The following is a 13,424-nucleotide window of genomic DNA, read 5'->3' as shown; positions in this document are numbered from 1 at the left end:
GCCGGGACACCCGGAGTCCCGGCGCCGGGGTCTCAGCCGCGCACGCGCGGGAAGCGGACGGTGCGCACTTCGTAGGCGTCGACGGCGAAGGACGACGCGTCGAGGGCGGCAGCACCGCCGCGCGGCTCCTCGAGCAACGTGACCTCGGTGGCCGGTCCGAAGACGGCCCCGTCGGCGTCCGACACCGCGATCGCACCGGTCCCCCGCTGCCCCACCGGCTCGTACACGCGGACGACCAGGTCGCCGGACCGGTCGTCGGCGAGCTTGACGCTCGACAGCACGACGTCGCCGGACACCTCGACGAGCGGCGCGAAGCCGTGCGCCCCGGTGACGGCCCGCGCCCCCGCGTTCATCCGCACGCCGGCGGAGGTCGCTCCGAGCTGGTCGGTGCCGATGACGATGCCGTACCGGTGCGTCTGCAGGCCCTGGTCGGTCTCGGGGTCGGGGAACCGCGGTGCCCGGAGCAGCGAGAGCCGCACTGTCGTGGTGACGTGCCCGTCGACGGCGTCACGGGTGGTGTCGAACCCGTGGATCGAGTCGTTGACGAGCGCGACGCCGAAGCCCGGCTCCGAGACGAGCACGTAGCGGTGCATCGAGGTCTCGAACTTCGCGGCCTCCCACGAGGTGTTCGTGTGCGTCACCCGCTTCTGGGCGCCGAACTGCGTCTCGGCGACGGTGTGCTCGGCGCGGACGTCGAGCGGGAATGCCACCTTGAGGAACTTCTCGGTCTCGTGCCAGTCGGTCGTCTGGCCGAACTCGAGCGTCCGGGAGCCCGGCGCGAGCGTGATCTCCTGGCGCACGGTCGAGTCGCCGAACGCGCGCTGCACGACCACCCGTGCGACACCGTCGGCGTCCACCGACGCGTCCACCGACGTCACCGCGACCAGGTCCTCGACCCGGTTGCGGTAGTAGCGGTCCACGTCCCACGCGTCCCACATGTTCGGGAAGTCCTGGTGCAGCTGCAGCAGGTTCGCTGCCTGGCCGGCCGCGATCGCCTCGCGTCCGGTGGTCAGGTCGACGGCGCTCGTCACGAGACCGCGTCCGTCGACGACGACCCGCACCAGGTCGTTCGCCAGGACGTGACCACCGTCCTGCGCGGTGAGCGTCACCGGGGTCGCGTCCGGCACGTCGGTCGCCAGGACCGCACCCTGCGCGGGCGCACCGGCCTGGAGGAACGGGGCCGGGTTCACGACGACCGTCGCGTCGCCGGGACCGGCCAGTGCCGACAGGGCGCGCTCGATGATCGCGGTGAGGGCAGCGGCCGTCTCGGCGTACTTCGCCACGGCCTCGCGGTGGACCCAGGCGATCGAGGTGCCGGGCAGGATGTCGTGGAACTGCTGCAGCAGCACCTGCTGCCAGAGGGCGTCCAGCTCGTCGTACGGGTAGGCGAAGTCGGTCCGTGCCGCGGCCGTCGTCGCCCAGAGCTCGGCCTCGATGAGGAGTTGCTCGCACCGCCGGTTGCCCTGCTTCGTGCCGTGCTGGCTCGTGAGCGTGGCGCGGTGCAGCTCGAGGTAGAGCTCCCCCACCCACACGGGCGGGTCGGCGAGCTCGGCCTTCGCGCGGTCGAAGAACACGTCGGGGTGCTCCCAGCGCACCTTCGCGCTGCCCTCGAGGTCGGCCAGGCGCTTCGCGGTGCCGGTCATCTCGCGGGTGGTGCCGCCGCCGCCGTCACCCCAGCCGACGGGCGCGATCGACCCGGTGGCGAGTCGGTTCTCGCGGAACTGCCGCGAGGCCTTCGCGACCTCGCTGCCGGACAGCCGCGAGTTGTAGGTGTCCATCGACGGGAAGTGCGAGAACACCCGCGAGCCGTCGATGCCCTCCCAGAGGAACGTGTGGTGCGGGAACTTGTTCACCTGGTTCCAGGAGATCTTCTGCGTGAAGAACCACTCGAAACCCGCGCGGCGCATGAGCTGCGGCAGCGCCGGCGAGTACCCGAAGCTGTCCGGCAGCCAGACGCCCTTCGGTCGGATGCCGAACTCCCGCTCGAAGAACCGCTGGCCCTGCGAGAACTGCCGCACGATGCTCTCGCCCGTCGGCATCACGGTGTCGGACTCGACCCACATGCCGCCGATCGGCAGGAACCGTCCGGCCTGCACCGCGGCCTGCACCCGGGCGTAGACCTCGGGCCGGTGCTCCTTGATCCAGGCGTACTGCTGCGCACTCGACATGCCGTACAGGAAGTCGTCGGTCTGGTCGATGAGCTCGGTCATCGTGGAGGTGGTGCGGGCGACCTTCCGGATGGTCTCGCGGACGGGCCACAGCCACGCCGAGTCGATGTGCGCGTGGCCGACGGCGGAGATCGTGTGCGCCGAGGCCTCGGCCGGGGCGGCGAGCACCTCGGCGAGCGCTGCTCGGGCGTCCCCGGCGGTCGCTGCGATGTGCTGCAGGTCGAGGCGGTCGAGTGCGTCGTCGAGCGCCTGCAGGATGCGCATCCGGCGGGGGCCCTCGGGCAGCTCGGCCTGCAGTTCGAGCAGGACGTCGATGTCGAGGGCGAGTTCGTGCACCTCGGACTCGAACACGGCCAGGTCCATCCGGCGCGACGTGTACAGGCGCTTCGACGACGAGGTCTGGACGTCGCCCTCGTGCGTGACGAGGAAGGGGTGGTAGTCGAGCAGCACGGGGTTGGACGCCGCCTCGACGAACAGCTCGACGGGCTCGCCGCCGACCGCTTCCTCGGCGACGAGCACCCACTGGTTCCGCGGGTTGATCGACTTCACCGGCGTGCCGTCGGCCAGGTACACGAGCCCCTCGCACTGGAAGCCGGGCATGTTCTTGTCGAACCCGAGGTCGATGACGGCCTCCACCCGACGACCGGCCCAGTCGGTCGGGACGGTCCCGGTCAGCCGGAACCACGTCGTACCCCACGCGGCACCCCACGTCGTGCCCACCTCGTACGGGGTGAACTCGAGCGCGAGCCCTTCCGACGGCGGGATCGGCTCCCCCGGCAGCTCGTGCCACCCGGTGTCGAGCGACGTCGCCGTCGCGTGCACGGCCGGCAGGATCCGTTCGTCGAGGACGCGTCGCGCCCGGCCGGTGGTGAGGGGGATGTCGTCGTGCATGGGGACCTTCCTGGTGGTGCGGGAACGTGCGTGCGGTCAGGCCATCGTCGCCGGGTGGGCGACCGACAGCCGGGCGGCGGTGGGGGTGTCGTCGGGGACCTCGACGCACCGGGTGATGCCGCGGGCGTCGAGCAGGGCGGTGTCGGACGTGCGGGAGCGCAGGACGACCTGTGGACCCCGGCCGTCCGGTGCCTGGACGGCGAGGTCGAGCCACGCGGCGGCGAACCGTCCGCCGGGGGCGCAGTCGGCGCGCACACCGGCCCGGTCGGAGCCGTCGGGGAGCACGTCGTCGAGCACGAGTGCGGTCGACGTCGGGGCCGCCGGCGTCACGGCGCGATGGCCGGCCGAGCGGGCGAGCGCTGCGAAGGCCTCCCCCGCGGGCTTCAGCCGGCCGTCGTTCGTGAACAGGCCGAGGTCGTACTCGAGCTCCGGGAAGTCCGCGAGTGACCGCGAGACGTCGTGCGAGCACCACCACGTGACCCCGAGCGCCTGCTGCGTGTCGAGCACGTGGCGGATCGTCTGCTCGGTGAACGCGGCGGCGTCGTCCGGGTCGACGACGTTCGTCGGGGCGCCGACCTCCTGGAGCCAGTTCGGCCGGGCGGGGTCGCGGTTCCAGGCGGCGGCGAGCTGGAGAAGGTACTCCCCGTGCCGCACCGACCCGGGTCCGAGTGCGCCGTGCAGTGCCGCCGAGCCGTTGAACACCCACGAGTGCGTGACCGTGGCGTCGCCGTGGTCCGCCGCGTGCTCCGGTCCGAACGGCTGCGCGTCGTCGTACCAGGCCGCGTCGTACTGCGCGACGGTCACCAGCGGGGCGGAGCCGTGCCGTGCCTCCAGGCCGGATGCACCGGACGCACCGGACGCACCGGCGGCACCGGACGCACCGGACGCACCGGCCAGGCCTCGCCGGGCGGCGGCGACCATCGCCGCCGCCCACGCGTGCCCCTGCTCCGCCGTGATGTCGTGCGGTGCCGGGTGCGGCGCGTGCGCGAACTGGTTCACCTCGTTGCCGATGGTGATCCCGAGGAGGTTCGGCTTGTCGGCGACCGCTGCGGCGAGCGCCTCCACGTACGCGGCGGTGGACGCCACGACCTCCGGGTCCGTGAACATGTTCCGCCGGTGCCAGCTGTCCAGCCACGACGGCACGAAGTCGAAGCTCGACAGGTGTCCCTGCAACGCGTCGACGTTGACGTCCAGGCCGAATGAGCCCGCGATGTCGACCACCGTGGCGACGTCCCGCAGCGCGGACTGCCGGATGAGGGTCCGGTTGGGCTGCACGACCGGCCAGAGCGGGAAGATCCGCACGTGGTCAGCGCCGAGCGACGCGATCTGCTCCAGGTCGCGCGCGGTGTCCGACGGTGAGAAGTCGAGCCACGAGTGGAACCAGCCGACCGACGGGGTGTGGTTGACGCCGAAGCGCATCAGCCCTTCACCCCGCCCTCTTCGACGCCCTTGAAGAAGAAGCGCTGCAGGATCGCGAAGATCACCGCGATCGGGATGAACGCGATCATCGTGCCGGCCGCGATCATCCGCTGGTCGGTCGCGAACGTGCCCTGCAGGTACTGCAGCCCGACCGTCAGGGTCAGCTTGTCCGGGGACTGCAGGACGATGAGCGGCCAGAGGAAGTCGTCCCAGGCGCCGATGAACGAGAAGATCGCGATGACGGCGATGGTCCCCTGCACGGCGGGCAGCGAGATGTACCGGAGCCGCTGGAGGGCGTTCGCCCCGTCCATCACGGCGGCCTGGTCGATCTCCTCGGGGATCTGCCGGAACGCGTTGAACATCAGCAGGACGTTGAGCGCGGCGATCATCCCGGGCAGGGCGACGCCGACGAGGGAATCGGCGAGGCCGAGGTCCTTCACGGTGACGAACTGGGAGATGATCGTCGCCTCGCCCGGCAGCACCAGGGTCGCCAGGAACAGGCCGAGCACCGCCTTGCGGAACCGCCACTGCAGCCGTGCGAGGGCGAAGCCGGCGAGGGTGGCGAACAGGATGTTCCCGAGCACGTCGATCGCGGCGACGACGAGGGAGTTGCCGATGTACCCGAACACCGGGATCGCCTCGCCGACCCGGAGGTAGTTGCCGAACGTCGGTCGGGTCGGGATGAACGACGGGTTCGCCGTGTAGATGTCCTCACCGGTGCCCTTGAGCGAGGTGGACAGCTGCCAGAGGAACGGCCCGATGGTGATGAAGAGCACCACGACGAGCAGGACGTAGCGGAGCACCTTCTCGCGGGTGGACATGACGCCCCACGCGGCTCGGCGCCGCTTGCGGGGCGGCCTGGAGGCACGGCCCGCGTCCGTCGCGCCGGCCACGTCCGGCGCGGGTGCGGCCGCGCCGGCGGCGCCCCCGAGGGCGGGTTCGGTGGTCGAGGTCGTGTTGGTCACTTGTCCGCCTTGCTGTTCATCCGGGCGAGGGCGAGCATCGGGATGAGCGTCACGACGAAGAGCAGGAGGCTCAGGGCGGACGCGTAGCCGAGGTTGCCGGTGAAGCCGCGGGCGTACTGCTGGATGAGCATGACGAGCGAGTTGTCCTGCCCGCCCGGTCCGCCCGTGCCGTTGGTGAGGATGTAGAGCTCGCTGAACACCCGGAGCGCGCTCACGCAGACGAGGATGCCGACGAGGGTCATCGTCCCGCGGACGCCCGGCATGGTCACCGACCAGAACCGCCGTACGGAACCGGCGCCGTCGAGCGCAGCGGCCTCGTGCAGGTCCTTGCCGACGTTCCCGAGGGCCGCCAGGAAGATGATCATGTAGTACCCGAGGCCCTTCCAGACCGTCAGGCTGATCGCGCTGAACACCAGCAGCCACCGGTCGGTGAGGAACGGGATCGAGCTCTGCACGATCCCGAGGTGCTGCGCCATCTCGTTGATGACCCCGCGGTCGTCGAGGATCCAGTTCCAGATCAGCCCGACGACCACGGCGCTGGCGATCACCGGCGTGTAGTACGCGGTGCGGAAGAACGCGATGCCGGGGAGCTTCCGCTCGACGAGCACCGCCATGAGGAGCGGCAGCACCGTCAGGAGCGGCAGGCACACCGCCATGTAGATGACGCTGTTGAGGAGCGCTTCCCAGACCTGTGGGTCTGCGAGCAGCGTCTCGAAGTTCTGCAGGCCCACCCACTGGCTCACGCCCCCGAGCGGGCTGGCGTTCGTGAACGACAGCCGGACGGTGTTGATCGACGGCCAGAGACTGAACGCGAGCAACCAGACGAGCGCCGGCAGGACGAGCAGCCAGGGCGTGAACCAGCGGTTGGCGCGCATCAGCTGTTCGCCAGCAGGCTGTTCATCTTGGTCTGCGCGGTCTGCAGCGCCTTCTCGGGGGTCGTGCCGCCCTTCATCGCCAGCGCGATCTGCTGGTCGAGGAAGTCCGTCATCGCCGAGTTCGCCTCGACCGGGTTGAGGTTCTTCGCGGTCTTCAGCGCGTCGTTGGCGAGCACGCGGGCCTTCCCCTCGACCGTGCCGTCGTCCTTCGAGAAGTACGGGTCGGACTGCGACGAGGTGGTCGACGGGAAGATGTTGACCAGGTGCGCGAACGCCTCCTGGTTCTTCGCGTTCGTCATGAAGGCGGCCAGTGCCTCGGCCGTTGCGACGTGCTTGCTCTTTGCGCTGACGCTGAGGCCCTGCACGTACAGCGGCGGGTTGTCGAGCGCCGCGGACACGACGATGTTGCCCTTGAGCGACGGGTTGTTCTTCTCGAAGTCGCTGATCGCCGTGGCGCCGCCGGTGGTCCAGGCCACCTTGCCCTGCGTGAACAGGGTGGAGTTGCCGAGGTAGTCGGTGTTCAGGACCGACGAGGGCATGAGGCCCTCCTTGTAGGCCTTGGCGTACTTCGCGATGAGGTCGGCGGCCTTCGAGGAGTTCGCGAAGGTGAACTTCGTGCCCTGGTCGTTGATGATCCTCACGCCGGCGAGCGAGAAGTCCGACAGGCCGGGCTTGCGGCTCATCAGGTAGTCGTCCGGGCACTTCTGGTGCATGGTCTCGGCCTGCGAGAAGAGCTCGTCCGTGGTCTTCGGCGGGTTCGCCGGGTCGAGGCCGCACTGCTCGAACATGCTCTTGTTCCAGTAGTCGACGTCCGTGTTGAGGTACCACGGGTAACCGAAGGTGCCGTCGACGCCCTTGTAGTCGTACGCCGCCAACGCACCCTTGACGTAGGTGCTGGAGAGCTTCGGGTCGTCCTTCGCCACGTCCTGCAGGAACCCGCGCTTGGCGAGCGGCAGCGCGATGTCCGGCGGCAGGTTGATCACGTCCGGCAGGGAGTTCGACGACGCCTGGCTGAGGACCTTGTCGGCGTACCCGTCGCCGGGCTGGTCGACGAGCTTGACCTTCGCGTCCGGGTACTGCTTCTCGAAGTCCTTGATCACGCCGTTGAGGTAGTCCGTGTAGGTCGGGGTCAGCGCCCAGGTCTGCAGGGTGATCGACCCCTCGACCTTCCCGCTCCCGCTGCCGCTGTCGGCACCGCTGCCGCTCGAGCAGGCGGTCAGCGCCAGGGCTGTGACGGCCGCTCCGGCGAGGAGCGCCACGGCGCGTCCCGTCGTCCTGCGTGTGGTGTTCTTCATCGCTCGTGACTCCTTCGTCGTGCTGCGACAGCTGCTTCGTCGTGCTGCGACTGCTGCTTCGTCGCGCTGCGGATGGTGCTGAACCGGTTCAGTTGGATGGGCCAGTTCGTGCAATGGCAGCGATGTTTGCGAACTAAAGCGCTATAGTCAAGTCTGTGGCCAAGAACCGTCGCACGACGATCGCCGACATCGCCGCTCGCGCCGGCGTGTCCATCAGCGCGGTCTCCTTCGCGCTCAACGACCGGCCCGGGGTGTCCGACGAGACCCGTGCCCGGGTCCGTGCCGTCGCCCGTGAACTCGACTGGCAACCGCACACCGCAGCACGTGCCCTCGGCGGCGCGAAGGCCGGGTCGATCGGCTTCGTGCTGAACCGGCCGGCCCGGACGCTCGGCACCGAGTCGTTCTTCGGCGACCTGATCTCCGGCATCCAGCTCGGGCTCGCCGGCTCCCACGTCGGCATGAACCTGCTCGTCGCACGCGACGCCGCCGAGGAGCTCGACACCTACCGGGACTGGTGGCGTGGACACCGGGTCGACGGCGTGATCGTGATCGACCCGCGGCGCGACGACGAGCGACTCGCCCTGCTCGCCGAACTCGGCATGCCGACCGTCGTCGTCGGGTCGCACCCGTCACCGGAGGGTACGGCGCCGAGCGTGTGGATCGACGACTCGGACGCCACCGACACCGTACTGCGCTACCTGCACGCACTCGGGCACCGCCGGCTCGCCCACGTGGCCGGACGACCGGAGTTCGAGCACACCGCGATGCGGATCGACCGTGTCCGGGCGTTCACCACCACCGAGGGACTCGAGGACGCGGTGTCGATCCCGACCGACTACTCCGCCGAGGCCGGCGCGGCCGCGACCCGAGCGCTGCTGTCCCGGAGCGTCCGCCCCACCGCGATCGTCTACGACAACGACGTGCTGGCGGTCGCCGGCCTCGGGGTGGCGAGCGAGATGGGCGTGGCGGTGCCGGGCGACGTGTCCGTCGTGTCGTTCGACGACTCGGCGATGGTCCGGCTCGTCCGACCGTCGATCACCTCGTTGACCCGCGACACGGTCGAGCTCGGGCAGCGTGCGGCGACGCTCCTGCGCGAGCAGATCGACGCCGGGTCGCCGCTGCCGTCCCGACCCGGGCCGTCGCTGACCCTGAGCGTGCGGGAGTCGACCGGGCGCGTCCGGCCCTGAGCCTCGCAGCGTGCGAGGCTGCGCCCGCAGTGTGCGAGGTTCCGTGCACGGTGCGACGCCGCAACTCTCACACGGCAGGCGGAACCTCGCACCGTGGAGCGACCTCGCACCGTGCGAGTCCCGGCACGCGCGACCACGACACGCCGATCGCGGATCGTCCGGACGCCCGACGTGCGCGCCGGACTTGACGTCGATTCGAACACACGTTCGAATGGCTTCGTGGGACGGCGTCGCGAGAACCGGTGGCAGCCCCCGGAGCACCCGGAGGTCGAACGTCCGCGCGCCTACTCGCTGTCCGAGGACGCCCGCGGGCCCGACGTGTGCCATGCCGTCACCCCCGTGCCGGTGTGGGCGTGGATCCAGTTCCCCACGTTCCACGTCCGGGTGAAGGCGTTCGCGAAGAGCTGGACCCGGGACGCCGTCATGGTCGAGTGGGCGCAGTTCGGTCAGCAGGCGAACGCGTGGGTGTGGCGGTCGGCCGTGAAGCACCGCACCCTGCGTGCCGACGCGGATCGTCGCAGTCCGCAGAACGCACCGCATTGACTTCCCCCGCCATCACGAGGATCGTTTAGTCAACACCGGTACAGCAAGTAACTCAATGATCGAGGCATTCGGTCCGAGTGCTGGAACTGGGAGGAGGCACCATGAAGAAGAGCGAGGTGCCGTCCTGGGTCGCCCACGTGCTCACCCCACCCGAGGTCATCGCGGCCTACGTCGAACGACGGGTCAACGATCCGGCGCTGCTGACGGGTGAGCACACGGAACCCACGTACGCGGACTTCCTCCGCGACGAGTAGACGGTCTTTCCAGGAGGCGCGGATCGCGTTCCGGGTTCACGGAACGCGATCCACGCCTCCGGTTCGGGTGCCCCTGGCGCGACGCGCGGACAGCGTCACGCCCACACTCGCCGCGGTGACGCACGCGAGTGCGACGATCTCGAGCGGCGCGAGTGCCTCGTGCAGGATGAGCAGCCCCGCGAGGGCCGCGATCGCCGGGCCGAGGCTCTGCAGCACCCCGAACACCCGGGTCGGCATGCGCCGGAGCGCCAGCATCTCGAGCGCGTACGGCAGCACGCTCGACAGCACGGCGACGGCTCCGAACACCACGAGCAGCACGGGTTCCCGTACCACGCCGTCGACGGCCGACCGGAGTCCGAACGGCAACGACACGACCATCGCCACGAGCATCGACACCGCCAGGCCGTCCACCCCGGGGATCGCGGCGCCGACGTGCCGGTTCATCACGATGTAGGCCGCCCAGCACACCGCCGCGAGCACGGCGAACACGATGCCGCCGACCGCGGTGACCGCCGCCGGCCCGACCCCGAGCAGCACGACCCCGGCGAGCGCGAGCACCGCCCAGGTGACGTCACGCCAGCGTCGGGTGTGCACGAGGGACAGCGCGAGCGGGCCGAGGAACTCGATCGTCACCGCGACGCCGATCGGGATGCTGGCGAACGCGACGTAGATGAAGACGTTCATGCCGCCGAGCGCCAGCCCGAGACCGACGGCGCCGAGCCACTGCGCACGCGTCCAGTGGCGTACCCGCGGCCGGACGACCAGCGCGAGCACGACGGCACCGATGACGAGCCGGAGCGTCGCGGCGCCGACGGATCCGACCTCGTCGAACCGCGTCTTCGCGATCGCGGCACCGAGCTGGACGGACACCATCGCGGCGAGCGCCAGGACCGGCGCGGGGACCCGGCTCACGGTCGCGCCATCAGCCGAGGTAGGCCAGCACGGCGAGGACGCGACGGTGGTCCTCACCGGTGTCCTCGAGCGCGAGCTTGCCGAAGATGCTGGAGACGTGCTTCTCGACGGCGCCGGTGCCGATGACGAGTGCGCGCGCGATCGCGGCGTTCGTGCGACCCTCGGCCATCAGCCCGAGGACCTCGCGCTCCCGCGGGGTGAGTGCCTCGAGCGGGTTCCGGCGCCGGCTCATCAACTGCGTGACGACCTCGGGGTCGAGCACCGTGCCGCCGGCGGCGATGCGACGGACGGCGTCGTCGATCTCCTCGAGCCGGGTGACGCGGTCCTTCAGCAGGTAGCCGATGCCCGTCGCGCCGGCTGCCAGGACGTCCTCGGCGTAGGTCGCCTCGACGTACTGGGAGAGCAGGAGGACGCCGGTGCGTGGTGCCAGGCGCCGGGTCGTGACGGCGGCGCGGACGCCCTCGTCGGTGAACGTCGGTGGCATCCGGACGTCCATCACGACGACGTCGGGTGCGTGCTCGGGGAGCGTGGCGAGGAACGAGTCGGCGTCGGCGTACTGCCCGACCACGTCGATGCCGGCCTCGTCGAGCACCCGCGAGAGTCCTTCGCGCAGGAGCACCGCGTCGTCGACGACGACGGCCCGGATGCGTGCTGCATCCGGGCCGTCGCTCATGCCGACCAGCCTAGTGGGAGCGGTGCCGCTCCCGCCGCGTCAGGCGCGCGCGGTGGGCACGCCGTTCAGGGCGCCGAGCGGGATCCGGGCGGTGGCCTCGGTCGGGCCGCCCTCCGGGCTCGACACCGTGAGCTCGCCGTCGAGCGCGCGCATCCGGCCCATCAGCCCCTCGATGCCGTGGCCCTCCTGCGGTCGGGCCCCGCCACGACCGTCGTCGGTGACGCTGAGCGTGAGGTACCAGAGGCCCGAGGCGTCGACCACGAGGCCGAGGTAGACGCCGGCGGTCGAGGCGCCGGCGTGCTTCGTGGTGTTCGTGAGGAGCTCGCTGACGGTGAAGTACACGTTCCGCTGGATCTCGGTCGCGAGCTCGAGGCCGTCGGGCAGTCGCACGTCGAGGCCGACCGGGATCGGGGTGCGGGCGACGAGTGCTTCGAGGGCGGCGACGAGACCGCGGTCGAGGAGGATCGGCGGGGCGAACCCGCGGGACAGGGCGCGGAGCTCGTCGAGGGCGTCCTTGGCGTGCTCGGAGGCCTCGCCGATGAGCTGCTTCGCCTTCGCCGGGTCCTTGTCGAAGGCGCGCTCGGCGGCGGAGAGGTCCATGCGGAGTCGGACGAGGCGCTGCTGCGGACCGTCGTGCAGGTCGCGCTCGATCTGGCGCAGCGCCTGTCCTTCGGCGGTCACGGCACCGGCACGCGATGCCTGCAGCCCGGCGACGCGCTGCTCGAGCTGCTCGGCGCGGAACCCGCCGAGCAGGCCGAAGTCCACCCAGTAGTGCGCGATGACCGATCCACGCGCCCACAGCGGGAAGAGCACCACGGCGGCCACCATGCTCACCGCGCACGCCAACGCGCCGAGGACCCAGGCCCAGCTCGCGTCCATGCTGTTCATCGCGAGCCACTGGTTGATCTGCCACCCGTACCGCAGCGCCGTGAACCCCGCGACGATCGGCCCGAAGAAGCCGACGACGAGGGCCGCGCCGGCGCCCACCGTGACGAGTGCGACGAGCGGGTACACGACCGCCGCGTGCAGCAGGTAGAGCCAGTAGTGCGGGTTCGCCACCGCCGAGCCGGTCCGGGTCCACCAGTTCTGCTGCCAGCGGGGCGTCCAGTCGACCGGCCGGATCGGGCGCGGGTCGGCCCAGCCGATGCGGAGCTTCTCGAACTGCCCGAGCCACCGTGCGACGAACAGCGCGATGAAGAACATCAGCAGGACGAAGGGGTTGAAGAGGTCGCGGAAGCCGCCGCCGAAGATCGCTGCGGGGAACGCGAAGTAGAGCGTGCAGAGCAGCACCGCCGTGAGCGCCATGTACCCGAAGTCGCGCGGCAGGCGCTTCCAGGCCTCGCGGTAGAACGCGCCCGCGGTCATGCCGGAGCCCGAGCCGGAACCCGCACCGTCGGTGGCCGGCGGCGTGGCGGACCACGACGGCGGGGCCTGGTTCCCGGAGCGCTGGTCCTCGGGGCGCTGGTTCGGCAGCGTGGGCATCGGTTCGGTGGCTCCTGGTGGCACGGAGTCGTGCAGGGGGACGGTCTCGGCCTGGTCGAGGCGGGCGGTGTCGGTCATGACACCAAGCCTCGCGATCCCGGGCTCGTTCCCCCATCCTGCCCTCTCCCGGACCCGTGGTGGGGTTATCCCCCGCTTCGGCGTACCGTGTGGGCATGCAGGACATCACGGGGGTTCGGGTGGTCTCGGCGGCGGCCACGGTCGCGGCGTTGGTCTTCGGCGTGCAGGGGCTCTCCGGCGGGCTGCCGTCCCTGTTCGGTGCGTCACGGCCGGTGTGGTTCGCGGCCACGGTGGTCGGCGGTCTCGCGGCTGCGCTCGTCCTGGTCGTGGCCCTGCGGGCGCGCGATCGTCGGGCGACCGCCGCCGCCGTCTCGATGCTCGCGTTCGCGGTCGCGTGGTTCGTCCCGGGCCCCGTCGGTTCCGCCCTGTCCTTCGTGGCCCAGGCCGCCCTCGTCGCCTTCGGGCTGCTCACGGTGTGGGCCGTCCGTGGCGTGCAGCGGGTGCTCGGCTGGGTCGTCACCACCGCCGCCGCGCTCTGGTTCGTGGTCGGGCTGCTGACGCAGACGGTCTTCGTGCCCGGGGCGTCGCAGGAGCTCCTCGTCGTCGTGTTCTCGATCCCGGTCCTGCTGCAGGCGGTGGCGTACCTCGCGACCGCGGTCCTCGTGGCGGCGCCGCTCCTCCGCACGGTGGGCGCGGGGGCCGGCCGGCTCTGGGACTCCGCCGAGGTCCGCTGACCGGAGCC

12 protein-coding genes are annotated in these 13,424 nt (G+C 70.9%); 4 read left to right on the top strand and 8 right to left on the bottom strand.

The window, feature by feature from the left end:
• Positions 1 to 32 precede the first annotated feature (32 nt).
• Genes ACRQ4B_RS08090 through ACRQ4B_RS08070 form a run of 5 tightly spaced genes read right to left on the bottom strand, consistent with a single transcriptional unit; the run spans position 33 to position 7,613 of the window.
• On the bottom strand, positions 33 to 3,059 hold the full coding sequence (locus tag ACRQ4B_RS08090) for an alpha-mannosidase (protein ID WP_439694186.1): 3,027 nt from the start codon (positions 3,057 to 3,059) through the stop codon (positions 33 to 35).
• A 36-nt stretch (positions 3,060 to 3,095) separates the two neighbouring features.
• Positions 3,096 to 4,478, bottom strand: coding sequence for a glycoside hydrolase 5 family protein (locus tag ACRQ4B_RS08085; protein ID WP_439694185.1), 1,383 nt, complete (start codon positions 4,476 to 4,478; stop codon positions 3,096 to 3,098).
• Entirely contained in the window at positions 4,478 to 5,443 is a 966-nt protein-coding gene (locus tag ACRQ4B_RS08080; protein ID WP_439694184.1) for a carbohydrate ABC transporter permease, read from the bottom strand. The genes ACRQ4B_RS08085 and ACRQ4B_RS08080 overlap by 1 nt, the downstream gene beginning before the upstream one ends.
• Positions 5,440 to 6,318, bottom strand: coding sequence for a carbohydrate ABC transporter permease (locus ACRQ4B_RS08075; protein WP_079238565.1), 879 nt, complete (start codon positions 6,316 to 6,318; stop codon positions 5,440 to 5,442). The genes ACRQ4B_RS08080 and ACRQ4B_RS08075 overlap by 4 nt, the downstream gene beginning before the upstream one ends.
• On the bottom strand, positions 6,318 to 7,613 hold the full coding sequence (locus tag ACRQ4B_RS08070; protein ID WP_439694183.1) for an ABC transporter substrate-binding protein: 1,296 nt from the start codon (positions 7,611 to 7,613) through the stop codon (positions 6,318 to 6,320). The genes ACRQ4B_RS08075 and ACRQ4B_RS08070 overlap by 1 nt, the downstream gene beginning before the upstream one ends.
• A 155-nt stretch (positions 7,614 to 7,768) precedes the next feature.
• Here ACRQ4B_RS08070 and ACRQ4B_RS08065 point away from each other — a divergent pair, with 155 nt between their 5' ends.
• From ACRQ4B_RS08065 to ACRQ4B_RS08055, 3 genes are all read left to right on the top strand, one after another.
• On the top strand, positions 7,769 to 8,800 hold the full coding sequence (locus tag ACRQ4B_RS08065) for a LacI family DNA-binding transcriptional regulator (RefSeq protein WP_439694182.1): 1,032 nt from the start codon (positions 7,769 to 7,771) through the stop codon (positions 8,798 to 8,800).
• Between the two features lie 219 nt (positions 8,801 to 9,019).
• Positions 9,020 to 9,343: a hypothetical protein gene (locus ACRQ4B_RS08060; protein ID WP_439694181.1), complete on the top strand. Its 324-nt coding sequence runs from the start codon at positions 9,020 to 9,022 to the stop codon at positions 9,341 to 9,343.
• 101 nt (positions 9,344 to 9,444) lie between these two features.
• Complete coding sequence (locus ACRQ4B_RS08055) at positions 9,445 to 9,597, top strand: hypothetical protein (protein ID WP_156794738.1); 153 nt, start codon at positions 9,445 to 9,447, stop codon at positions 9,595 to 9,597.
• A gap of 36 nt (positions 9,598 to 9,633) precedes the next feature.
• On the opposite strand, the gene ACRQ4B_RS08050 is transcribed toward ACRQ4B_RS08055, so the two are convergent.
• Genes ACRQ4B_RS08050 through ACRQ4B_RS08040 form a run of 3 tightly spaced genes read right to left on the bottom strand, consistent with a single transcriptional unit; the run spans position 9,634 to position 12,742 of the window.
• Positions 9,634 to 10,509, bottom strand: a complete 876-nt coding sequence (locus ACRQ4B_RS08050) for an EamA family transporter (RefSeq protein ID WP_439694180.1) — start codon at positions 10,507 to 10,509, stop codon at positions 9,634 to 9,636.
• A 10-nt stretch (positions 10,510 to 10,519) separates the two neighbouring features.
• On the bottom strand, positions 10,520 to 11,182 hold the full coding sequence (locus tag ACRQ4B_RS08045; RefSeq protein WP_439694179.1) for a response regulator transcription factor: 663 nt from the start codon (positions 11,180 to 11,182) through the stop codon (positions 10,520 to 10,522).
• Between the two features lie 39 nt (positions 11,183 to 11,221).
• Complete coding sequence (locus ACRQ4B_RS08040; protein ID WP_439694178.1) at positions 11,222 to 12,742, bottom strand: sensor histidine kinase; 1,521 nt, start codon at positions 12,740 to 12,742, stop codon at positions 11,222 to 11,224.
• A 95-nt stretch (positions 12,743 to 12,837) separates the two neighbouring features.
• Between ACRQ4B_RS08040 and ACRQ4B_RS08035 the strand changes: the two genes are divergently transcribed.
• Positions 12,838 to 13,416, top strand: coding sequence for a hypothetical protein (locus ACRQ4B_RS08035; RefSeq protein ID WP_439694177.1), 579 nt, complete (start codon positions 12,838 to 12,840; stop codon positions 13,414 to 13,416).
• Positions 13,417 to 13,424 lie beyond the last annotated feature (8 nt).

Source organism: Curtobacterium sp. SP.BCo, assembly GCF_051903265.1.
Classification (GTDB): Bacteria; Actinomycetota; Actinomycetes; order Actinomycetales; family Microbacteriaceae; genus Curtobacterium.
Note: the sequence above shows the minus strand (reverse complement) of the source record. Positions and strands in the feature narration are given on the sequence as shown.

Bases quoted from the DNA above. Each gene is read 5' to 3' on its own strand.
- ACRQ4B_RS08090 (WP_439694186.1), bottom strand. From the start codon at position 3,059: ATGCACGACGACATCCCCCTCACCACCGGCCGGGCGCGACGCGTCCTC.
- ACRQ4B_RS08085 (WP_439694185.1), bottom strand. From the start codon at position 4,478: ATGCGCTTCGGCGTCAACCACACCCCGTCGGTCGGCTGGTTCCACTCG.
- ACRQ4B_RS08075 (WP_079238565.1), bottom strand. From the start codon at position 6,318: ATGCGCGCCAACCGCTGGTTCACGCCCTGGCTGCTCGTCCTGCCGGCG.
- ACRQ4B_RS08070 (WP_439694183.1), bottom strand. From the start codon at position 7,613: ATGAAGAACACCACACGCAGGACGACGGGACGCGCCGTGGCGCTCCTC.
- ACRQ4B_RS08055 (WP_156794738.1), top strand. From the start codon at position 9,445: ATGAAGAAGAGCGAGGTGCCGTCCTGGGTCGCCCACGTGCTCACCCCA.
- ACRQ4B_RS08045 (WP_439694179.1), bottom strand. From the start codon at position 11,182: ATGAGCGACGGCCCGGATGCAGCACGCATCCGGGCCGTCGTCGTCGAC.
- ACRQ4B_RS08040 (WP_439694178.1), bottom strand. From the start codon at position 12,742: ATGACCGACACCGCCCGCCTCGACCAGGCCGAGACCGTCCCCCTGCAC.
- ACRQ4B_RS08035 (WP_439694177.1), top strand. From the start codon at position 12,838: ATGCAGGACATCACGGGGGTTCGGGTGGTCTCGGCGGCGGCCACGGTC.